Annotated in this window: 18 protein-coding genes, 1 pseudogene and 1 riboswitch; of the genes and pseudogenes, 8 read left to right on the top strand and 11 right to left on the bottom strand. The window is 72.9% G+C overall.

The genetic code is table 11. The features are described from left to right. Positions 1-60 precede the first annotated feature (60 nt). Positions 61-1,113 carry an iron chelate uptake ABC transporter family permease subunit gene (locus K4G64_RS29910; RefSeq protein ID WP_221759078.1) on the bottom strand — a complete coding sequence of 351 codons (1,053 nt, stop codon included), beginning with the start codon at positions 1,111-1,113 and terminating at the stop codon, positions 61-63. Continuing rightward, the gene (locus K4G64_RS29905) at positions 1,110-2,126 is read right to left on the bottom strand and encodes an ABC transporter substrate-binding protein (protein WP_221759077.1); all 1,017 of its coding nucleotides are present in this window, start codon (positions 2,124-2,126) and stop codon (positions 1,110-1,112) included. The genes K4G64_RS29910 and K4G64_RS29905 overlap by 4 nt, the downstream gene beginning before the upstream one ends. A 68-nt stretch (positions 2,127-2,194) precedes the next feature. Continuing rightward, positions 2,195-2,386, bottom strand: a riboswitch (cobalamin riboswitch). An 82-nt stretch (positions 2,387-2,468) separates the two neighbouring features. On the opposite strand from K4G64_RS29905, the gene K4G64_RS29900 reads away from it, so the two are divergent. Continuing rightward, positions 2,469-2,891 carry a CoA-binding protein gene (locus tag K4G64_RS29900; protein ID WP_221759076.1) on the top strand — a complete coding sequence of 141 codons (423 nt, stop codon included), beginning with the start codon at positions 2,469-2,471 and terminating at the stop codon, positions 2,889-2,891. A 64-nt stretch (positions 2,892-2,955) separates the two neighbouring features. Continuing rightward, positions 2,956-4,179, top strand: a complete 1,224-nt coding sequence (locus K4G64_RS29895; RefSeq protein WP_221759075.1) for a 4-hydroxybenzoate 3-monooxygenase — start codon at positions 2,956-2,958, stop codon at positions 4,177-4,179. A gap of 11 nt (positions 4,180-4,190) precedes the next feature. Here the strand turns inward: K4G64_RS29895 and K4G64_RS29890 are convergent, their stop codons facing one another. After that, on the bottom strand, positions 4,191-4,550 hold the full coding sequence (locus K4G64_RS29890; protein ID WP_031107061.1) for a metalloregulator ArsR/SmtB family transcription factor: 360 nt from the start codon (positions 4,548-4,550) through the stop codon (positions 4,191-4,193). Between the two features lie 63 nt (positions 4,551-4,613). Here K4G64_RS29890 and K4G64_RS29885 point away from each other — a divergent pair, with 63 nt between their 5' ends. Further along, positions 4,614-5,780 (top strand): cation diffusion facilitator family transporter, encoded by a 1,167-nt coding sequence (locus tag K4G64_RS29885; protein ID WP_308122526.1) that lies wholly within the window; start codon positions 4,614-4,616, stop codon positions 5,778-5,780. Between the two features lie 59 nt (positions 5,781-5,839). Here the strand turns inward: K4G64_RS29885 and K4G64_RS29880 are convergent, their stop codons facing one another. Both K4G64_RS29880 and K4G64_RS29875 read right to left on the bottom strand, forming a co-directional pair. Beyond that, entirely contained in the window at positions 5,840-6,397 is a 558-nt protein-coding gene (locus tag K4G64_RS29880; RefSeq protein ID WP_221759074.1) for a YbaK/EbsC family protein, read from the bottom strand. 43 nt (positions 6,398-6,440) lie between these two features. Beyond that, positions 6,441-7,013: an XRE family transcriptional regulator gene (locus K4G64_RS29875; protein ID WP_030835686.1), complete on the bottom strand. Its 573-nt coding sequence runs from the start codon at positions 7,011-7,013 to the stop codon at positions 6,441-6,443. A 97-nt stretch (positions 7,014-7,110) separates the two neighbouring features. Here K4G64_RS29875 and K4G64_RS29870 point away from each other — a divergent pair, with 97 nt between their 5' ends. Next, the gene (locus K4G64_RS29870; protein ID WP_142165187.1) at positions 7,111-7,968 is read left to right on the top strand and encodes a DMT family transporter; all 858 of its coding nucleotides are present in this window, start codon (positions 7,111-7,113) and stop codon (positions 7,966-7,968) included. A gap of 612 nt (positions 7,969-8,580) precedes the next feature. Here K4G64_RS29870 and K4G64_RS29865 read toward each other — a convergent pair. After that, positions 8,581-9,375 (bottom strand): acyltransferase, encoded by a 795-nt coding sequence (locus K4G64_RS29865; protein ID WP_221759073.1) that lies wholly within the window; start codon positions 9,373-9,375, stop codon positions 8,581-8,583. 112 nt (positions 9,376-9,487) lie between these two features. Between K4G64_RS29865 and K4G64_RS29860 the strand changes: the two genes are divergently transcribed. Beyond that, the gene (locus K4G64_RS29860; RefSeq protein WP_221759079.1) at positions 9,488-10,015 is read left to right on the top strand and encodes a gamma carbonic anhydrase family protein; all 528 of its coding nucleotides are present in this window, start codon (positions 9,488-9,490) and stop codon (positions 10,013-10,015) included. Positions 10,016-10,027: 12 nt separating this feature from the next. Here the strand turns inward: K4G64_RS29860 and K4G64_RS29855 are convergent, their stop codons facing one another. The 3 genes from K4G64_RS29855 to K4G64_RS29845 all read right to left on the bottom strand — a co-directional run bounded on the left by K4G64_RS29855 (position 10,028) and on the right by K4G64_RS29845 (position 15,227). After that, positions 10,028-10,669 carry a DedA family protein gene (locus K4G64_RS29855; RefSeq protein ID WP_190897134.1) on the bottom strand — a complete coding sequence of 214 codons (642 nt, stop codon included), beginning with the start codon at positions 10,667-10,669 and terminating at the stop codon, positions 10,028-10,030. 82 nt (positions 10,670-10,751) lie between these two features. Continuing rightward, a complete protein-coding gene (locus K4G64_RS29850; protein WP_221759072.1) occupies positions 10,752-13,148 on the bottom strand; it encodes a phosphoketolase in 2,397 nt (798 codons plus the stop codon). Between the two features lie 198 nt (positions 13,149-13,346). Continuing rightward, on the bottom strand, positions 13,347-15,227 hold the full coding sequence (locus tag K4G64_RS29845; protein ID WP_221759071.1) for an RICIN domain-containing protein: 1,881 nt from the start codon (positions 15,225-15,227) through the stop codon (positions 13,347-13,349). A 279-nt stretch (positions 15,228-15,506) separates the two neighbouring features. Between K4G64_RS29845 and K4G64_RS41155 the strand changes: the two are divergent. Then, a pseudogene (locus K4G64_RS41155) lies at positions 15,507-15,865 on the top strand (hypothetical protein); the annotation flags it as partial. Positions 15,866-16,101: 236 nt separating this feature from the next. Here the strand turns inward: K4G64_RS41155 and K4G64_RS29835 are convergent. Next, positions 16,102-16,539, bottom strand: a complete 438-nt coding sequence (locus K4G64_RS29835; RefSeq protein WP_031107979.1) for a DUF4442 domain-containing protein — start codon at positions 16,537-16,539, stop codon at positions 16,102-16,104. A 174-nt stretch (positions 16,540-16,713) separates the two neighbouring features. Between K4G64_RS29835 and K4G64_RS29830 the strand changes: the two genes are divergently transcribed. Together K4G64_RS29830 and K4G64_RS29825 are read left to right on the top strand one after the other, a co-directional pair. Next, positions 16,714-17,727, top strand: a complete 1,014-nt coding sequence (locus tag K4G64_RS29830) for a hypothetical protein (protein WP_221759070.1) — start codon at positions 16,714-16,716, stop codon at positions 17,725-17,727. Positions 17,728-17,967: 240 nt separating this feature from the next. Further along, positions 17,968-19,272: an MFS transporter gene (locus K4G64_RS29825; protein ID WP_221759069.1), complete on the top strand. Its 1,305-nt coding sequence runs from the start codon at positions 17,968-17,970 to the stop codon at positions 19,270-19,272. Here K4G64_RS29825 and K4G64_RS29820 read toward each other — a convergent pair. After that, on the bottom strand, positions 19,234-20,079 hold the full coding sequence (locus K4G64_RS29820) for a spermidine synthase (RefSeq protein WP_221759068.1): 846 nt from the start codon (positions 20,077-20,079) through the stop codon (positions 19,234-19,236). The genes K4G64_RS29825 and K4G64_RS29820 overlap by 39 nt on opposite strands. Between the last annotated feature and the right edge of the window lie 138 nt (positions 20,080-20,217).

The raw sequence follows: 20,217 nt of genomic DNA, 5'->3' as shown, positions 1-20,217 counted from the left end.
CCACCGAAGTCCCCGCACCGCTCACCGAGCCCTCCGCCCCCATCGATGTCTCCGCGCCGCTCATCGCGTCCTCCTCGTCCGGTACAGCACCGCCACGAACGCGGGCACCCCGATCAGCGACGTCACGACCCCCACCGGGACCTCCTGCGGATCGAGGACGGTCCGCGCCAGGGTGTCCACCCACACCAAGAACACCGCTCCCGCGAGGGCGGTGACCGGCAGCAGCCGGGCGTGCCCGGGGCCGGTCAGGGCCCGGGCGGCGTGCGGCAGGACCAGTCCGACGAAGCCGATCGCCCCTGCCGAGCTGACCAGCGCGGCCGTGAGCAGGGCCGTGACGCACAGCAGCACCAGGCGGGTCCGGGCGAGGGACACCCCGAGCGCGGCCGCCGCGTCCTGTCCGAAGGCGAAGGCGTCGAGGGTACGGGCGTAGGACAGGCAGACCACCAGGGCCACGGCCAGCACGGCCAGGCACAGCCACACGTCGGTCCAGCCCGCGCCGCCGAGCGAGCCGAGGAGCCAGAACAGCACGCCCCGGGTCGTCTCGGCGTCGGCGGAGGTCATCACGACGAAGGAGGTGAGGGCCGAGAAGAGCTGCATCGCGGCGACGCCCGCGAGGACGACCCGGTCGGTGGTGCCGCCGAGGGTGTGGCTGAGCAGCAGCACCAGAGCGAACGACAGCAGGGCGCCGAGGAACGCGCCCCCGGACACCGATATGGCGCCGCCGCCCGCGCCGAGCACGACCACGAGGACCGCTCCGGTGGATGCGCCCGAGGACACCCCCAGCACGAAGGGGTCGGCCAGCGGGTTGCGCAGCAGGGATTGCATCACCGCCCCGCACACGGCGAGTCCGGCCCCGCACACGGCCGCGAGCAGGGTGCGCGGCAGCCGCAGCTGCCAGACGATCCCGTCCCTGATCGGCGTCAGCTCCGAACTGCCGAGGCCGAGATGGGCGGCCACGACGGACCACACGTCGCCGACGCCGATGTCGGCGGGACCGATGGTGATGGCCACGGCGAGGGAGGCGACGAGCGCGACGGTCCCGGCCGCGCCCAGCGCGAGTCCTGCCCGGCGCGGGGGCCCGGTCCCGGCGGCCGGCAGCCCCTGGGCGGTCACTTCACCAGCCCGAACCGGCGCAGCCCGGCCGCCACCTGCTCCACACCCTCGACGGTGCGGATGGTCGGGTTCATGGCCTGGCCGCTGAGCAGCACGTACCGCTTGTGCCGGACGGCGTCCATGTTCCTGGTGACGGGGTTGGACTCCAGGAAGGCGATCTTCTTCGCGGCGGACTCGGCGGTCTGGGACTTGCGGGTCAGGTCGCCGATGACGAGGACGTCGGGGTCGCGGTCGGCGACGGTCTCCCAGTTGACCTGTGGCCACTCCTCGTGCGTGTCGTCGAAGACGTTCTTCGCGCCGAGGGCCCGGGTGATGATGCCGGGCGCGCCGCAACAGCCCGCCAGGTAGGGCGACTCGGAGTTCGCGAACCAGTAGAGGAGGGTGACGTCGGAGGCGTCGATGCCGGCCGTGGCCTTCTTCATGCGCTGCTGGAGGGAGCCCACGAGGGCGTCGCCGCGCTTCCTCACCCCGAACACGGTCGCGAGGTCGCGCACTTCGCCGTAGACGGTGTCGATGTCCAGGGCCTTGTCGCGGGCGCCGTCGCCGCCGCCCGAGTTGTCCTTGCCGGCGCAGTCGGACGGGGAGACGTAGGTGGGGACGCCGAGCTTCTCGAACTGCTCGCGGGTGGCGACGCCGCCCTTGCCGAGGGTGGAGACGAAGGACGCGGCGACGAAGTCGGGCTCGGTGTCCAGGACGCGTTCGAAGGACGGGTTGTCGTCGGCGAGGCGCGGCACCTTCGCCTCGGCCTTCTCCAGCCCCTTCATCACGGGGTCGGTCCAGGTGGCCGTACCCGCGAGGCGGTCGGCCAGGCCCAGGGAGAGCAGGATCTCGGTGGTGCCCTGGTTGAGGGACACCGCGTGCCGCGGCGGGGCGGGGACGCGGACCTCGTGCCCGCAGTTGGTGAGGGTGACGGCGGCCTTGGCGTCGGTGGACGCGGTGCCGCCGCAGCCGGTCAGGAGCAGGGAGCCGGCCGCGAGCAGGGCGGCGGCACGGGCGGGTCGGGCGAGGGGCACGGGAACCAGTCCTCAGGCGTCGAGGGCTCATGCGCGGAGCCCGGTCGTACGGTGCTCCCCCGCCGCACGCGGCCGCGGGGGCCGCCAGCAGGTCTTCGGACTCGGGTTCACCCGGGATCGAGGCGCCTTCCCGGACGTCCGCGAGGGAGTCCAGTGGCCGAGGCCCCGCCCGTCCCCCTCACCGCTGCGCGTCAGTTCCGGATTCGCACCGGATTCCCTGACCCACGTACATGGGTTCGACTGGCCTCGGCAAGCTATCACGGAGGCCGGCCGGGGAATCACCGCACACCCGGCGCCGTTACACAAGGAACAGTTCGTCCACGACTTCCTTGGAGGCCGCCGGTGCACGGCGACGAGGCAACGGTCCGCAGGATCCTCACCGAGCTCGGCGACACCTGGGCCGTGGTGGGCCTGTCGTCGAACCAGCGGCGCGCGGCGTACGGCGTCGCCGCGGTGCTCCAGCGCTTCGGCAAGCGCGTGGTTCCGGTGCACCCGAAGGCGGAGACGGTGCACGGGGAGAAGGGCTACGCGAGCCTGGCGGACATCCCCTTCGACGTGGACGTCGTCGACGTGTTCGTGAACAGCGACCTCGCCGGGGCCGTCGCGGACGAGGCGGTCGCCAAGGGCGCGAAGGGCGTCTGGTTCCAGCTCGGCGTCATCGACGAGGCGGCGTACGACCGGGCCCGTGCGGCGGGCCTGGAGATGGTGATGGACCGCTGCCCGGCGATCGAGATCCCACGGCTGTCTCGTCACGACGTGCAGTAGCCCTGAGGGAGGCAGCCGTCCGCGGAGGTGACCGTCCACTGACAACGGCCTCCATAATGTGCGCATGACCCACCCCCTTCCGCCCGCCGACTCCGGTGCCCCGCACCGTTTTCCGGTCGTCGTCGTGGGCGCCGGTCCCGCGGGTCTGACCGTCGGCAACATCCTGCGGGCCGCGTCCGTGGACTGCCTGGTGCTGGAGACCGAGACCCGGGAGTTCGTCGAACAGCGGCCCCGGGCCGGGGTCATCGAGGAATGGGCCGTGCGGGGCCTGGAGAAGCGGGGCCTCGCCCGGAACCTGCTGGACCGCGCGGAGCCGCACACCGCGTGCGAGTTCCGCTTCGACGGGGAGCGGTACAGGTTTCCGTACGGCGAGCTGACGGGCAGCCACCACTTCGTCTACCCGCAGCCGTTGCTGGTGACGGACCTGGTGCGCGAGTACGCCGACGTCCGGGGCGGCGCGATCCGCTTCGGCGTCCGGGACGTACGCGTCCACGACGTCGACGGCGACCGGCCGTCGGTGTCGTACACCTGCCACGAGAGCGGCGAACTCCAGGTCGTGCACTGCGATTTCGTCGCGGGCTGCGACGGGGCGCGCGGGGTGAGCCGGGCCTCGCTCCCGACCGAGCGGGTCCGGATCGCGCGGCACGACTACGGCATCGGCTGGCTGGCCCTGCTCGCCGAGGCCCCGCCGTCCACCGACTGCGTGCTGTTCGGCTGCCACGGTCGCGGCTTCGCCGGCCAGATGCCCCGCAGCCCGGAGGTGACCCGCTACTACCTCCAGTGCCCGCCGGGCGACGACGTGGAGAACTGGCCGCACGAGCGTGTCTGGTCGGAGCTGCGGGAACGGCTCGGGGCGGCCGGTGCGCCGCCGCTGACCGAGGGCCGGCTGATCGAGAAGCGTGTGCTGGACATGCACGACTACGTGGTCGAGCCGATGGTGCACGGCCGGCTCTTCCTCGCGGGCGACGCGGCCCATCTGGTCGCCCCGATCGCCGCCAAGGGCATGAACCTCGCCCTGCACGACGCCTTCCTGCTCGGCGACGCCCTGGTCGCGCGGCTCACCACCGGTGACGGCGGCGGCCTCGACGGCTACGCGCAGGCGTGTCTGCGGCGCGTGTGGGACTACCAGGAGTTCTCGCAGTGGCTGTCCGAGGTGTACCACGGCACGGCGGCGGGCGACCCGTTCCGCGCGGGCACCGCGCTCGCCCGGCTGCGCCGTCTGTTCACCTCGCCCACGGCGGCCGCCGCCTTCGCCGAGCAGTACCTCGGGACGGCGGCGCGCTACTGAGCGGGCCGTGGTCAGTCGTGCGGGGGCCGGTCGCTGAGCCGGTGGTCGGCCACGTTCAGCGCCTCGTCGACGAGCCTGCGCAGATGGCCGTCGCGCAGTGAGTAGATCACCCGGCGACCCTCCTTGCGTGTGTCCACCAGGCCCGCGAGGCGCAGTCGCGCCAGGTGCTGGCTGACGGCCGGCCGGGCCGCCCCGCACGCCTCCGTGAGGGTCGTGACGTCGGCCTCTCCCCCGGTCAGCGCGTGCAGCAGGGCGAGCCGGGTCCGGTCCCCCAGCAGGGCCAGCAGTTCGGCGGCGAGCGCGAACTGCTCCTCGCCGGGGCTGCGCGGATGCGCATCATGCGCAGATGACAGGTGCATGCGTGCGCTCATACGCACATAATGGCGCCACGACACGGGTACGTCCACTCTCGCGCGCACCGGAAGGGGATCCACGTGAGCGACCGGCACGAGCACTCCCACCCTCATGAACACACCCCCGGGCCCGATCGCGGGAACCCGCAGGGACGCGACCACGGGCACTCGCCCGGGCACGACCACCGGCACGAGCGGAGGCACGACCGCGGGAATCCGCCTGGCTACGGCCACGGCCACGGTCACGGCCACGGCCACCGGCACGGCCTGCGCCACCGGGTGGCCCACCTCCTCGCCCCGCACTCCCACGAGACGGCCGACAAGGTCGACTCCGCCCTGGAGTCCTCGGCCCGCGGGATGCGGGCGCTGTGGGTCTCGCTCGTCGTCCTGGGTGTGACGGCGCTGGCGCAGGCGGTCGTGGTGGTGGTCTCCGGGTCGGTGGCGCTGCTCGGGGACACGGTGCACAACACCGCGGACGCACTGACCGCCGTCCCGCTCGGGATCGCCTTCGTGCTGGGCCGGCGCGCGGCCACGCGCCGCTTCACCTACGGCTACGGGCGGGCCGAGGACCTGGCCGGTCTCGTGATCGTGCTGACGATCGCCGCGTCCGCGGCCTTCGCGGGCTGGACGGCCGTGGACCGCCTGCTGGATCCGCGCCCGGTCCAGCACGTCCCGGCGGTCGCCGTGGCCGCCCTCGTCGGCTTCGCCGGCAACGAGTGGGTGGCGCGCTACCGCATCCGCGTCGGCCGCTCGATCGGCTCGGCCGCGCTGGTGGCCGACGGGCTGCACGCCCGCACCGACGGCTTCACCTCGCTGGCCGTGCTGCTGGGCGCCGGCGGCTCGGCCCTGGGATGGCAACTGGCCGATCCCGTCGTCGGGCTGGCGATCACCGCGGCGATCGCGCTGGTGCTGCGGGACGCGGCCCGGGAGGTGTTCCGCCGGGTGATGGACGCCGTCGACCCGGTCCTGGTGGACCGCGCCGAGCGGGCCCTGACCGAGGTGCCCGGGGTGCGCGGGGTGGGTGAGCTGCGGCTGCGCTGGATCGGCCACCGGCTGCGCGCCGAGGTGGCGGTCGTGGTGGACGGCGACGAGACGGTGCGCGAGGCCCACCGCATCGCCGTGGACGCCGAGCACGCGCTGCTGCACGCGGTACCGCGGCTGACCGCGGCCCTGGTGCACGCCGACCCGGAGCCGGCCCCGGGCGAGAGCGACCCTCACCTGCCGCTGGCCCACCACATCGCGGCGTAGGCCAAGAGACCCGGAGCCGCCGCCGGATCAATCGCAGGCCGGCTCATCGCGACGTCAGGTCAGGAGACCCCGAGCCCCTCCAGCACCTCGGCGTGCGGCAGTTCGGCGAAGGCCTTGCCCGGAACCAGCAGCTTGCCGCGCCGCCGCCCGCTGCCGACCAGCACGTACGGCAGGTCGACGACGGCGGCGTCCACCAGGAGCGGCCAGCCGTCCGGCAGCCCGAGCGGGGTGATGCCTCCGTACTCCATGCCGGTCGCGCCGGTCGCCGTGTCCATCGAGGCGAAGGAGGCCTTGCGGGCACCGAGCCGGCGGCGCACGACCCCGTTCACGTCGACCCGGGTGGTGGACAGCACGACGCATGCGGCGAGCGTGGACTCACCGCCCCGCTTCCCCGAGACCACGACGCAGTTCGCCGACCGTTCCAGCAGGTCCTGCCCGTAGTGCTCCACGAAGGTGGCGGTGTCGGCCCACTCCGGGTCGGTGTCGACGTAGACGATCTGCTCGGCGGGGACGCTGCCCTGCCAGTGGCGTACGGCGTCGGCGACCGGGGCGGTGAGTTCGTCGAGGCAGGTTGGGGCCGGTCGGGCGTCGTCGAAGTGTCCGATGGGTGCGCGCATGGCCGCACGCTAACAACAGCGGCCCGGTGGCGGTCCGGGCGTCTCAGGTCACGGGCGGGACCGAGACGGCCATGACCATCTCCATGGGCGCGTCGCCGGTGTTGCCGTAGGTGTGCGGGACGTTGGCCTCGAAGTGGACGCTGGCGCCCGCGGGCACGCGATGCTCGACGCCGTCGACGGTGAGGGTCAGTTCGCCCGCCGTGACGTGGAGCAGCTCGGTCGTGCCGGCGGGGTGCGGGTCCGACGGGCTGCTCTCGCCGGGCATGAGCCGCCAGTCCCACATCTCCAGCGGGCCGGGTGCCTCGGTGCCCGCGAGCAGCCGGTTGTAGCTGCCGGCGTCGGTGTGCCAGAGCCGTACGGCCTGTTCGGCCGGGATGACGCGTACGTTCGGGCCCTGCTCGTAGTCGAGCAGGGTCGTGATGCTGACGCCGAGCGCGTCGCCGATCTTGACGACGGTGCCGAGGCTGGGGTTGGTGCGGGCCTGCTCGATCTGGATGAGCATGCCGCGGCTGACGCCCGCCCGGGCGGCGAGCACGTCCAGGGTGAAGCCGCGCACCGCGCGCCAGTGCTTGACGCTCCGCGCCAGGGACTGGGTCAGCAGGTCGAGGTCCGACACGTTCCGTCCAATATTCTGTATGACACAGTGCAATGCGCTGCACTATGGTGTGGTTGACCTGATCGTTCACTGAACTGTACTGCGAGGTATCCGTCCCATGACAGCGCTCTTCGCCCTGGCCACCAGCTTGTTGTGGGGGCTGGCCGACTTCGGCGGGGGTCTGCTGACCCGGCGCACGCCCGCGCTCACGGTGGTCGTGGTCTCGCAGTCGATCGCGGTCGTGGTGCTCGGCGCGGTCGTGGTGGCGACCGGCGGCTGGAGCGAGGCGGGCCCGCAGCTGTGGTTCGCCGTGGCGGCCGGGCTGGTCGGTCCGGTGGCGATGCTCGCCTTCTACAAGGCGCTCGCGCTGGGCCCCATGGGCGTGGTCTCGCCGCTGGGGTCGATCGGCGTGGCGGTGCCGGTCGGGGTGGGACTGATGCTGGGCGAGCGCCCCGGTCTGCTGCAGTTCACCGGCATCCTGGTGGCCGTGGCCGGCGTGTGCCTCGCGGGCGGTCCCCAGTTCCGCGGCGCTCCCGTCCAGCGGCAGGCCATCGTCCTGACGCTGCTCGCCGCGTTCGGCTTCGGCGCGGTGATGGCCCTGATCGCCGAGGCGTCGACGACGCTGACCGGCCTGTTCCTCGCCCTGTTCGTACAGCGGGTGACGAACGTCGCCGCGGGCGGGCTCGCGCTGTTCGTGTCGGTGCGGCGCGGGGCGCCCGCCCTTCCGGCGGACGGTTTCCCCTGGCGCACCCTGCCCGCCCTCGCCTTCGTCGGCCTCGCGGACGTCGCCGCCAACGGCACGTACTCGATCGCCGCACAGCACGGCCCGGTGACGGTCGCGGCCGTGCTGGCCTCGCTGTACCCGGTGGTGACGGCCGCGGCGGCACGGGGCATCCTGCGCGAACGGCTGCGGGCGGTGCAGGCCGCGGGCGCGGGGCTGGCCCTGGTGGGGACGGTCCTGCTGGCGTCGGGCTGAAACCGGCCGCGGCCGGCGAGCGCGGAGTGTCGTGACCTTGGGCTGACCCCGGCTGCGGTTCCGAGATTCTCGGCGTCGGGCTGAACCGGCTGCGGCTCCCGGGGCTCGTGGCGTCGGGCTGAACCGGCTGCGGCTCCCGGGGGGCTTGTAGCGTCCGGCTGAACCCGCTGCGGCTCCGGGGGACTTGTAGCGTCCGGCTGAATCCGGCTGCGGCTCCGAGATTCTCGGCGTCGGGCTGAACCGGCTGCGGCTCCCGGGGGGCTTGTAGCGTCCGGCTGAATCCGGCTGCGGTTCCGAGATTCTCGGCGTCGGGCTGAACCGGCTGCGGCTCCGGGGGCTCGTGGCGTTGGGCAAATCCGGCCGCGGCTCCGGGAGGCATGTGGCGTCGGGCTGAATCCGGCCGCGACTCCGGGAGGCTCGTGGCGTCAGGCAAATCCGGCTGCGGCCCCGGGAGGCTCGTCGCGTCGGGCTGAATCCGGCCGCGGCTCCGGAAGGCGTGTGGCGTCGGGCCGAATCCGGCCGCTGAATTGGGCCGCGGCTCCGGGATCTTGTGACACCGGGCTAACCCGACCGTCGCACCGAAGCCCCATGACACCGAGCGAACCCGGTGGTTCAGGCCCCCGGCTCCAGCTCCGCCAGTCCCGCCGCCTCCTGATCCAGCTCCGCCAGCCGGGCCGCCGTCTCCTCGTCCAGATCGGACAGGGCACGGAGCTGCTCGGGGGTGACGCCCTCGGGTATCGGCACCGGTGCCGGGGTGCGCAGCGGCGGCTGCCAGCCGCCGGAAGGGGTCCAGCGCCGTACGACGCGTGCGGGCGTGCCCGCGACCACGGCGTGGTCGGGCACCGTGCCCCGTACGACCGCGCCCGCGGCCACCACCACGTTCCGCCCGATCCGGGCGCCCGGCAGGATCACCGCTCCTGTGCCGATCCAGCAGCCGGGCCCGATCTCCACGGGCTCCATCCGCGGCCACTGCTTGCCGATCGGCTCGTGCGGATCGTCGTAGGAGTGGTTCGTGGACGTGACGTACACATACGGGCCGAAGTAGCAGTCGTTGCCGATCGTGACCGTGGTGTCGGCGATGACGTGGCTGCCGCGGCCGAGGACGACGCCGTCACCGAGGCGCAGGATCGGGTCCGGGCCGAGGTCGAGGTCGGGCATCAGGCCGGCAGTGAGGGTGACCTGCTCGCCGATGATGCAGTGGGAGCCGAGATGGATCCAGGGCTCGCCGAAGACCGTGCCGAGCGGGAAGGCCAGTCTGGTACCTGTTCCCATCGCGCCGAAGCGGTACCGGCCGGGGTGTTCGGCGGTGACGGAGGCCGTCCGCTGCAACCAGGCCCAGCCCGTGTGGACGGCGCGCTGCGTCAGGCTCCGCCGCCAGGATGAGAACGTGTTCTTGCGCTTCGGCACGAGCTCACGGTACTCAGCGGTAGCTCCGACCGCGGCGTCGACGGCCTGTGATCTTCGCCCCACCGGGTGGCGTACGGTGTGCGCGTTGTCTACGACGTTTCGGGAGGCGGACATGGCGCAGCGGGCGATGATCACCGGGATCGGCGGCAGGGAGCCGGAGATCGACGCGACGGCGTTCGTGGCGCCGACGGCGTCGGTCATCGGGGGCGTGACCCTGGGGGCGGGCGCGAGCGTCTGGTACGGAGCCGTGGTGCGCGGCGACGTCGAGACGATCTCCGTCGGGGCGAGCAGCAACGTGCAGGACAACTGCACGCTCCACGCCGACCCGGGATTCCCGGTGACCGTCGGGGAGCGGGTGAGCATCGGGCACAACGCGGTGGTGCACGGCGCGACGGTCGAGGACGACTGCCTGGTCGGGATGGGGGCGACAGTGCTGAACGGGGCGGTGATCGGGGCCGGGTCGCTCGTCGCCGCTCAGGCGCTGGTGCCGCAGGGCATGGTCGTGCCGCCCGGGTCACTGGTGGCCGGGGTCCCCGCGAAGGTGCGGCGGGAGCTGACGGAGGAGGAGCGGCAGGGCGTCACCCTCAACGGCACGATGTACGCCGAGCTGGCGAAGGCGCACCGCGAGGTGCACGCGTAGCGGGAGGACGCCCTACTCCGCGGCGGCCACGGGCTGGGCCTGCTGGGTCTCCTGCGCCTTCTTCGCCTTGCGCTTGATCACCAGCATGGACGTGAGGCCCACCAGGACCGCCGCGACCAGGCCCAGCCACGAGAAGCGCTTCAGCCAGGACTCGGCGACGATGCCGACGTAGTAGATGACCGCGGTCGTGCCGCCCGCCCAGACGATGCCGCCGAGGACGTTGGCGATGAGGAACTTCCAGTACGGCATGCGCAGTACGCCGGCGAGGGGACCCGCGAAGATCCGGAGCAGGGCGACGAACCGGCCGAAGAAGACGGTCCACATGCCCCACTTCTCGAAGGACCGCTCGGCGGTGGCGATGTGGCCTTCGCTGAAGTGCTTGGGAAACTTGTTGCCCAGCCAGGCCAGCAGGGGCCGCCCGCCCTTGCGGCCGATGGCATAGCCGATCGAGTCGCCGATGATCGCGCCGGCCGTGGCGCTGGCGCCGAGGACGACGGGGTCGATCTCGCCGTGCTGGGACGCCAGCAGGGCGGAGGAGACGAGGATGATCTCACCCGGCAGCGGAATGCCCAGGCTCTCCAGACCGATGACCAGCCCCACCAGTGCGTATACGGCGACGGCGGGTACGGTTTCGAGCCACTCCTGGACGTGCAACGCCGGTTCCTTTCCCTGGGCTTCCTGCGAGCTTCCCTGCGTGAACGGGAAGCCTACCGGCTCCTAGGACGTCCCCTGCGGCTCAGGCGTTCCAGCTCCACTCGGCGACCTCGGGCAGGTCCGTGCCGTGCTCGCGGATCCAGGCGTGGTGGCGGGTGCGGGCGTCGGCCATCCGCTGGCCTACGGCCGTGGCGCGGACCGCGAGGCCCGGGACGCGGTCGATCACGTCCATGACCAGCCGGTAGCGGTCGAGGTCGTTGCGGACGACCATGTCGAACGGCGTGGTCGTGGTGCCGGCCTCCTTGTAGCCGCGCACGTGCAGGTTCTGGTGGCCGGTGCGGCGGTAGGCCAGGCGGTGGATCAGCCAGGGGTAGCCGTGGTAGGCGAAGATCACCGGCTTGTCGGTGGTGAACAGGCCGTCGTACTCGAAGTCGCTCATGCCGTGCGGGTGCTCCCCCTGGGGCAGCAGCCGGGCGAGGTCGACGACGTTCACGACCCGGACGGACAGCTCGGGCAGATGGCGGCGGAGCAGGTGCGCGGCGGCCAGGGTCTCCTGGGTGGGCACGTCTCCGGCGCAGGCCAGCACGACGTCGGGCTCGGCGCCGTCCTCGGTGCCCGCCCACTCCCAGATGCCAGCGCCGCGGGCGCAGTGGACCCGGGCCTCGTCCATCGACAGCCAGTCGAAGCAGGGCTGCTTCCAGGCGACGATCACGTTCACGTAATCACGGCTGCGCAGGGCGTGGTCCGCGACGGAGAGCAGGGTGTTGGCGTCCGGCGGGAGGTAGACGCGGACGACCTCGGGGCTCTTGTTGAGGACGTGGTCGACGAAGCCGGGGTCCTGGTGGGAAAAGCCGTTGTGGTCCTGCCGCCACACATGGGAGGTCAGCAGGTAGTTGAGGGAGGCGATGGGGGCGCGCCAAGCCAGCCCGCGGGAGGTGCGCAGCCACTTGATGTGCTGGTTGACCATGGAGTCGACGATGTGCACGAACGCCTCGTAGCAGGAGAACAGTCCGTGCCGGCCGGTGAGGAGGTAGCCCTCCAGCCAGCCCTGGCAGAGGTGTTCGGAGAGGATCTCCATGACCCGGCCGTGCCGGTCGAGGTGCTCGTCCACGGGCAGGGTGCCGGCCTGCCAGGTCTTGCCGCTGGCGTCGAAGACGGCCTGGAGCCGGTTGGAGGCGGTCTCGTCCGGGCCGACCAGGCGGAAGTCACGGCGGTCGGCGGTGTCGCGCATCACCCGGGCGAGGAGGTCGCCGAGGACCCGGGTCGGCTCGTGCAGCGTCGTGCCGGGTTTGTCGACGGGGACGGCGAAGTCGTCCAGGGACGGGATCGGCAGGTCGCGGACGAGCAGCCCGCCGTTGGCGTACGGGGTGGCACCGAGCCGCCTGGTGCCGTCGGGGACGCAGGCGAGGACGTCCGCGACCGGGCGGCCCTCGGCGTCGAACAGCTCCTCGGGCCGGTACGAGCGCAGCCAGGACTCCAGCTGCCGCAGGTGGTCGGGGTTGTCGCGGACGCCGGACAGCGGCACCTGGTGGGCGCGCCAGGTGCCCTCCACCGGTTCGCCGTCGACCTCGGCCGGGCCGGTCCAGCCCTTGGGGGTGCGCAGCACGATCACCGGCCAGCGAGGGCGCTCGGTCTCGCCCTCCTCGCGGGCGGCGCGCTGTGCGGCGGCGATGCGGTCGAGCGCGGTGTCCATGGCCTCGGCCATCACGCGGTGGACGGTGGCCGGATCGTCGCCGGAGACGTGGATCGGCTCGTGGCCGTAGCCGCGCAGCAGCGCGTCGAGCTCCTCCTCGGGGAGGCGGGACAGCACGGTCGGGTTGGCGATCTTGTAGCCGTTGAGGTGCAGGATCGGCAGGACGGCACCGTCGTGGACGGGGTCGAGGAACTTGTTGGCGTGCCAGGAGGCGGCGAGCGGGCCGGTCTCCGCCTCGCCGTCGCCGATCACGCAGGCCACCAGCAGGTCCGGGTTGTCGAGGGCGGCGCCGTAGGCGTGGGCGAGGGCGTAGCCGAGTTCGCCGCCCTCGTGGATCGAGCCGGGCACCTCCGGGGCGACATGGCTGGGCACGCCGCCGGGGAAGGAGAACTGCCGCATGAGCAACTCCATGCCCTGCGCGTCCCGGGAGGCGTCCGGATACTTCTCGCTGTAACTGCCCTCCAGCCAGGAGTTGGCGAGGACCGACGGCCCGCCGTGGCCCGGGCCCCAGATGCACAGGGCGTCGAGGTCGCGTGCCTTGATCACCCGGTTGAGGTGGGTGTGGACGAGGTTCAGCCCGGGTGAGGTGCCCCAGTGGCCGAGCAGCCGCGGCTTGATGTGCTCGGGGCGCAACGGCTCGGTGAGCAGGGGGTTCGCCAGCAGGTAGATCTGACCGGCCGCCAGGTAGTTGGCGGCCCGCCAGTGGGCGTCGAGCGTGCGCAGTTCCTCGTCGGTGGGCACGGTCCTGCTGTCGGTCCTGCTGTCCTGGCGCGGGGCCTCGGGCATGGGTGACTCCCTGGGTTCTGCGGGCGGACCCAGGAGGAGTACCAGTTTGTTCCGGTTCGATGCCAGGCGCCTCTCGGCCATGGCTCGCCGGCCGGGTGGTTCAGAACGGCGAGGCATGGCCGTGCGGTCCCGGCCACCCGCCCTCGTGTGCGGTCCCGTGACCACGGGGTCGCCCTCCCGGGCGACCCCGTACTCCTTCTACGGCAGTGCGGCGGAGTGCACCGTGGTCACGGCGTCGGCCACGGTCGCGGTCACCGGACGGAGGACGTCGGGACCGGGTCCCTCGGCCCTGTCGGGACCGGGCCCCGCGGTCGCCTCATCTGGGCCGGGCCCCATGGTCGCCCCATCGGCGCCGGGCGCGGCGTCCTCGCAGCAGCCGACCTGCGCGAACCTCGTCTCGTAGCGCTCCTGCGGCAGATCCCGGGACCTGGTGTCCGGCGGCGCGGGCGGGGCGTTGTCGTCGTGCGGTCCCCGCGTGCGCTGCCCACCGCTCTCCCGCGGAGCCTCCTCGGCCCGCTTCTTCCGGGACTCCCCCGGACCTCCGGGCGCGGCGGCCGGTTCCAGCACCCAGCGTTGCGCCTCGGACCCGTCGCGGCCGACGACGACCACGTCCCGGCCCTTGCCGGTGGCGACGGCCAGCCCCTTGCCGCCGCGGGGCAGGAGTTCGCCGCGCACGGTCAGGTCGTAGCGGACGACCCCGGCGTGCACGAGGCAGCCGGCCAGGACGACCGAGCCCTCGCCGGTGTCCGAGCCCAGGCACAGGGTGGGGTCGGCGGCGCTGCGCAGGACCCCGTCGTCCTGGTACGACCACAGCTGGGACCCGCCCGAGGAGCAGGCGGCCAGCACGATACGGGCGTCCGCCCGGATCCGCCCGCCCAGGACGTCGAGGCACCGGCTGTCGTCGAGGTTGCGCAGCCGTCCCCGGGCCACCTCGGCGGGGCTGCCGACGGAGGCGGCCGAGGGGGAACCGGCGGACGAGGACCGTGTGGAATCCGGTTCCACGGACGACGGGCCGGCGCTGTCGGGGTCGACGGAGTGGCCGCTGACCGCGCCCCAGGTGGCCTGCGGGTCGGCGGTGCCGCTCTCCTCCGTCCAGCCCCGGGCGGCGAGCAGGGTCGCGAGCAGCACGAGGGAGGTCACCCCGATCGCTGCGGCCAGCGCCTTCGTGTGCCTCCTCGGTGCCCCGGGCCGGCCGGTCGCCGGCAGGTCGCGGGGCCGGAGGCGGTGGCGTCCGCCCGAGGGCAGGGCGCCCCTGCCCTCGTCCCGGCCCGGCCGTGATTCCAGGTAGCGGCGGGCGCCCCAGCCGAGCACCGTCTCCACGAGCAGGTCTTCCAGACCGCCCTCGAAATGACTGAGTTGTTCGGCGGCGTGCCGGCAGTAGCGGCAGGCCATGAGATGCCGCTGCACATCCGGCAGCAACGCCCCGCCGCGACGCATGGGCACGTCCAGCAGGCGGTTGTAGTAACGGCATTCCTGCGTCGGTGCGAGTTCCCAGTGCGCGCGTACGCACCCGGTCCGGAATTGCTCGCGCGCCTGCTCCAGGGCGGCCGACGCGGTGGCCGCGTCCACCCCGAGCAGACCGGCCGGTACGGATATGGTCTCGGCCTCGACCTCCGTGTGCCAGAGCAGGCATTGAGAAGCCCCGGGAAGGCCCCGGAAAGCACGCTCCGCGAGGCGCCGCCTTTCGGGTGTCCCGGGCCGGGCGGCACGCAGACCGCGGGCGCCGACGGTTTTGCGGAGTTCCGGCAGCACGGTGGAAATGCCGTCGTCGGCGGCCCACTCCCCGACCGTCTCCCGGACGGCGGTGAGCAGCCGCGGACGCAGGGCGCCGCCGCCCGGCCGGGCCAGTTCCCTGCGGAAGGCGGCGGCCGCCGCCATGGACGCGGAGTCCTGCGAGGCCGCGAGACAGATCACGGCGTATTCGTAGACCGCGCGCCAGTGCCGCGCCAGCAACAGCGCGACGGCGCGAGGCCCTTCGGCGGGTTCGCCGACCCGGGCGAGAAGATTGCGATCGGACTCCGCGGGCCCCGCCCCGGGTCGTGGCGGGTACGGCGGGCGTGGGGGGTTGGGGGATTGCACGGAACCATTTCCTTCCAGCCGCGGAACGGCATGCGAAGTGCGCGTCCGTCGGAAAGCAGGGGGGTGATTGGTGCATACCTGTGCCACGTCAGTTGCGGACACGGCTGTGAGGCGGCTCACTTTCGCACATGCGACTGACAGGTAACAAGGAGTTCGGATGACCCGGGTTCAAAACGAGGGGAATTCAGATATGTTACCGGCGGTATCCGTACCGGCTTTCGAAGGCGGATCCGCCGAGGACCACAAGTTGTGTGCACACAAAGGCGGTTGGTCCACGAAATCTTCAACTCCACAGCGCGCTCCCACCCTTTCACCCCGGCCCGCAGCGTCCGCAAGGCGGTCGTCCCGGCCGCCGGTCTCGGCACCCGCTTCCCGCCCGCCACGAGGGCCACACCCAGGGAGATGCTGCCGGTCGTCGCCTTCGAACTGGAACAGGCCCTCGCGGCTAAGCGCGACACCGTACGACTGGGGGCGGTGTGCGACCCGGCGTGCGCCGCCGTCGAACCGGCCGGCGAGGAGGACGTCGTCCGCGTCACGGGCCTGGTCGAGAAGCCGGCCCGGGAGCAGCGCCGAGCCGCTCCGCCGTCATCGACCGCTACGTCCTCGCCCCGGCCGGCGTGCGAACGGCCCGACCTGGGGCCGAAATTGGTCGCGTGGCTCTGGAGGTTCCTCGCAGAGCTGCCGGGGGCACCGGGACGTGGCGGCCTGACATGCGAAAGCCCCGGCCCCCGGCCGGGGTTACGCACACGCAGGCCATCTGATCAGCCGTCGAACCGCCAGGCATGGGCGGCCACCTCATCGGCCGTCGGACCGAGGCATCCCCCGCGCCCGCCGGATCAGCCGGCGGACCGCTGGGCCTCCCGCGACCGCCTGATCAGCCGTTGGGCCGCAGGGTCCACACCACGGTCATCTCGCCGGTCACGGCACCGTCGGCCCGCTGGATGGCGATGGTCACCGGGAACTCGGGGCGCTCACCGGCGTCCAGCTGCGCGACGACCTCGGTGGCCGGGCGGCCGAGGGTGGCCGTGGCGGTGACGGCGCCCATCGCCAGCTTCTTGTAGGAGATCTCGGCACTGACGGCGAGCGGCACGGCGCGCGAGAGCTGGTCCCCGAACGCGGCCAGCACGATCGCCCCGCTGGCGGACTCACCCAGCGTGAACATCGCGCCGGCGTGCGGGCCGCCCACGTGGTTGTGGTACTCGCCCTGGTCGGGCAGCGACACCACGGCCCGCTCCGGCGAGGTCTCGAGGAACTCGAGGTTCAGCGTGCGGGCCATGGGCACCGTGGCGGCGAGCATCTCGCCGATGGACATCTGATCTGCGCTCATGACCGCATGTTACTCACGAGTAGAGACGGCTGGCCAGGCCGGTGTGACCACCGCCGCATCGGTCCTCACGACATTCACACCGCCCTGCCCCCGGGTTGCTACGTCTCTGTCCACGGGCAGTGACCGAAACGTGTCGGAGCGCGGCTAGGGTGACTGCTCATGTGGCCAGGACAGCAGCCGCCCGGGGGCGAGCAGAACCCGCAGGCGAACAACCCGTACCAGCAGCCGGGGTACCAGCAGCCGAATCCGTACCAGCAGCCGGGATACCAGCAGCAGCCCAACCCGTATGGGCAGCAGCCGCAGTGGGGCACCACCGCGCCGGCCGGCGCACCGCAGCCCCCGCAGGGCGGTGGCGGTGGCGGCCGGACGAAGCTGGTCGCGATCATCGCCGCCACGGCGGTGGTCGTGGCTGCCGGTGTCACCGGCTTCCTGGTGCTGGGCGGCGACAAGGACGACACGGCGGACGGCGGCAAGAAGGGCAAGGGCGGCACGACGTCGTCGAGCCCGTCGGCCGAGGAGCCCAGTGCCCCCGCCACGGGCGACAACCCCCGCGGCGGCGAGGACGCCAAGCCCACGGTCAAGGGCTGGAAGGTCGTCATCAACCCCAAGTGGGGCACGGCCTTCGACGTCCCGGCCGACTGGGAGGTGGCGTCCCCGACGTCGTCCGTCTTCTTCGAGGACGAGAAGTCCGACGACGGCAAGCCGCTGATCACCATGTCGGCACCGGCGTTCTACAAGTCCAAGTGGTGCACGAGCGACGACAACAAGGACGGCAGGACCGAGACCGAGTCCCTGGCCGGGGCGGGCACCAAGGGCGCCGACGGAGCCAAGGACACGAACGAGGTCGCGGTCAACCAGGTGGCCTGGTGGGTCTACGGCGGCTACACCCAGCCGGACAAGAAGAGCGTCAAGACCGACGACAAGGCCAAGCCGTACACCACCGCCTCGGGCGTGAAGGGCAGCGTCGCCTGGGCGCACTCGGAGAACACCCCCGACACGGGCAAGTGCGCGAGCGACGGCAAGGCGATCACGTTCGGCTTCAAGAACTCCGCCGGTGACTTCGTCGCGTGGAGCTTCTTCGGCGCCAAGGGTGTCAAGGGCGAGGTGCCCGAGAAGACCGTCATGAAGATCCTCAGCACGGTCCGGCTGCACGGCGAGCCGACCGGCGGCTGACCCGGAAAGCGGCCACGGGCCCGCCCCTGCCGAGGGGGGCGGGCCCGGCTCACCGGAGCCGGGTACCTGACGGGCGTCAGCCCCTCAGGTACCCGCGGCAGACCCAGCGGCCCGAGATGGAGTCCTCCTCGACGCGGCAGCTGCCGATGCAGACCCAAGGGTTGCCCGAGCCCTGGCTTTGCGCCGTGACGCCGGGCAAACGGTTTGGCAGGACGGGCTTCCAGCGGCGATAGTCGGCCGGTGACGTCCCCGACCGCCTCCTCCCGGAGCCCCCGAAGACCCGCCTGGGCGGGCCGCAACTACTCCCTGCTGACCGCCGCCGCGGTCGTCACCGGCCTGGGCAGCCACGGCGCCCTGGTGGCGGCGGCGTTCGCGGTCATCGAAACGGGCGGCGACGGCGGTGACGTCGGCCTGGTGGCGGCGGCGCGGACCCTGCCGCTGGTGCTGTTCCTGCTGATCGGCGGCGCCGTCGCGGACCGGCTCCCCCGGCACCGGGTGATGGTCGCGGCCAACGTCCTGAACTGCCTCTCGCAGGCGGCTTTCGCCGTGCTGGTGCTGGCCGGGGAGCCCCGGCTGTGGCACATGATGCTGCTCGCCGCGCTCGGCGGTACCGGCCAGGCCTTCTTCGGCCCGGCCGCCGAGGGCATGCTGATGTCCTCGGTCGAGGGCGAGCACGCGGGTCGCGCGTTCGCGGTGTTCCGGATGGCGATGCAGGGCGCGGTCCTCGGCGGTGCCGCGCTGGGCGGCGCCATGGTCGCGGCCATCGGCCCCGGCTGGGTGCTCGCGGCGGACGCGGCGGCCTTCGCGCTCGCCGGGGCGCTGCGGGCCTTCCTCGACGTCGGCCACATCCCGCCCCGCGCGCCGGGCGGCGGCCTGATCGCCGATCTGCGGGACGGCTGGCAGGAGTTCGCCGGCCGGCCCTGGCTGTGGGGCATCGTCGTCCAGTTCTCCATCGCCAACGCGGTCGTCGCCGCCGCGGACGCGGTCTACGGCCCGCTCGTCGCCCGCGACCACCTCGGCGGCGCGGCTCCCTGGGGACTGGCCCTGGGCGCGTTCGGCGCGGGCACGGTCGCCGGCGCCCTGCTCATGACGCGCTGGAAGCCCCGCCGTCTCCTCCTCGCCGGCACCCTGTGCGTGTTCCCCCTGGCTCTGCCCTCGGCCGCCCTCGCCGTGCCGGTGCCGATCGGCGTCCTGTTCGGGGTGATGTTCGTCGCCGGCGCGACGGTGGAGGTGTTCGGCGTCTCCTGGATGACGGCGCTGCACCAGGAGATCCCCGAGCACAAGCTCTCCCGCGTCTCGGCGTACGACTGGTTCGGCTCCGTCGCGCTGGTCCCCCTCGCCACGGCCGCGGCCGGCCCGGCGGAGGAGGCCTTCGGACGCACGGCGGCCCTGTGGGGCTGCGCGGGCCTGGTCGTCCTGGTCACGGCGGCCGTGCTGTGCGTACCGGACGTCCGCGATCTGCGCCGCCGGACCACGCCGGTGGCCCGGGGCGGCACCGAACTCGCGTCAGCCGATGCCGAACGCCCCGTCGGGGGGCTCGGGTGACGGCACGGCGTCCTCGTCCCGCACCGCCCGCGCGCCCCCGATGAACTTCCGCAGCCCCGTGCCGTGTTCGACCCGGGCGGGGAAGACGTCGGCGGCGGTGAGCCGGGCCAGGGCGGCCACGTCGACCGGTTGATGTCCGGCGACGAGCACGGCGTTCCCGAACCGCCGTCCCCGCAGCACGCCCGGCTCGGCGATCAGCACCAGTTCCTCGAAGGCGGTGGCCAGCGTGGCGAGTTGCGACCGCAGGAAGGCGAAAGGCGCGGCGTCGGGGAGGTTCGCGAGGTACACCCCGCTCCCCCGCAGCACCCGCGCGGCCTCACGGACGTAGGCGACGGAGGTGAGGTGCGCCGGCACCCGCGACCCGCTGAAGACGTCCGCGAGGAGAACGTCCGCCGAGGCCGCGGGGGCGTGCTCCAGCCAGCCCCGGGCGTCCGCCGCGTGCAGGGCGATGTCCGCGCCCGCCGGCAACGGCAGATGCTCGGACACCAGCTCCAGCAGCCCCCGGTCGGCCTCGACGACGTCCTGCCGCGAGCCCGGCCGGGTCACGGCCACGTACCGCGGCAAGGTGAGCGCCCCGCCCCCGAGGTGCACCACGTCCAGCGCCCGCCCCGGCTCGGCCACGACATCCAGCACGTGCCCGAGCCGCCGCGTGTACTCGAACTCCAGATGCCCGGGCTCGTCGAGATCGACGTAGGACTGCGGCGCCCCGTCCACGGTGAGCAGCCAGGCCCGTTCCCGGTCGACGTCGGGCATGAGCTTGGCGGTGCCGAAGTCGACGACTCGGGAGACAGGGAGCAGCTCGTTCACTGGCCCATTGTGTCGCGCCCCCCAGGGGCGCGGGACCATGCCGATATGCGGCTCCGCCGCGTAGGCGCGACCAGCCACAATGGCCCCGCAGTCCCCCACAACCTCAATCCACCACGGTCACGGTCCCCGCCCCCACAG

This window comes from Streptomyces sp. WAC04114 (genome assembly GCF_019733245.1).
GTDB lineage: Bacteria > Actinomycetota > Actinomycetes > Streptomycetales > Streptomycetaceae > Streptomyces > Streptomyces massasporeus_A.
This window is presented reverse-complemented; position numbering and strand designations above follow the sequence as displayed.

Bases quoted from the DNA above. Each gene is read 5' to 3' on its own strand.
- K4G64_RS29895 (WP_221759075.1), top strand. From the start codon at position 2,956: ATGACCCACCCCCTTCCGCCCGCCGACTCCGGTGCCCCGCACCGTTTT.
- K4G64_RS29890 (WP_031107061.1), bottom strand. From the start codon at position 4,550: ATGAGCGCACGCATGCACCTGTCATCTGCGCATGATGCGCATCCGCGC.
- K4G64_RS29880 (WP_221759074.1), bottom strand. From the start codon at position 6,397: ATGCGCGCACCCATCGGACACTTCGACGACGCCCGACCGGCCCCAACC.
- K4G64_RS29870 (WP_142165187.1), top strand. From the start codon at position 7,111: ATGACAGCGCTCTTCGCCCTGGCCACCAGCTTGTTGTGGGGGCTGGCC.
- K4G64_RS29860 (WP_221759079.1), top strand. From the start codon at position 9,488: ATGGCGCAGCGGGCGATGATCACCGGGATCGGCGGCAGGGAGCCGGAG.
- K4G64_RS29850 (WP_221759072.1), bottom strand. From the start codon at position 13,148: ATGCCCGAGGCCCCGCGCCAGGACAGCAGGACCGACAGCAGGACCGTG.
- K4G64_RS29835 (WP_031107979.1), bottom strand. From the start codon at position 16,539: ATGTCCATCGGCGAGATGCTCGCCGCCACGGTGCCCATGGCCCGCACG.
- K4G64_RS29830 (WP_221759070.1), top strand. From the start codon at position 16,714: ATGTGGCCAGGACAGCAGCCGCCCGGGGGCGAGCAGAACCCGCAGGCG.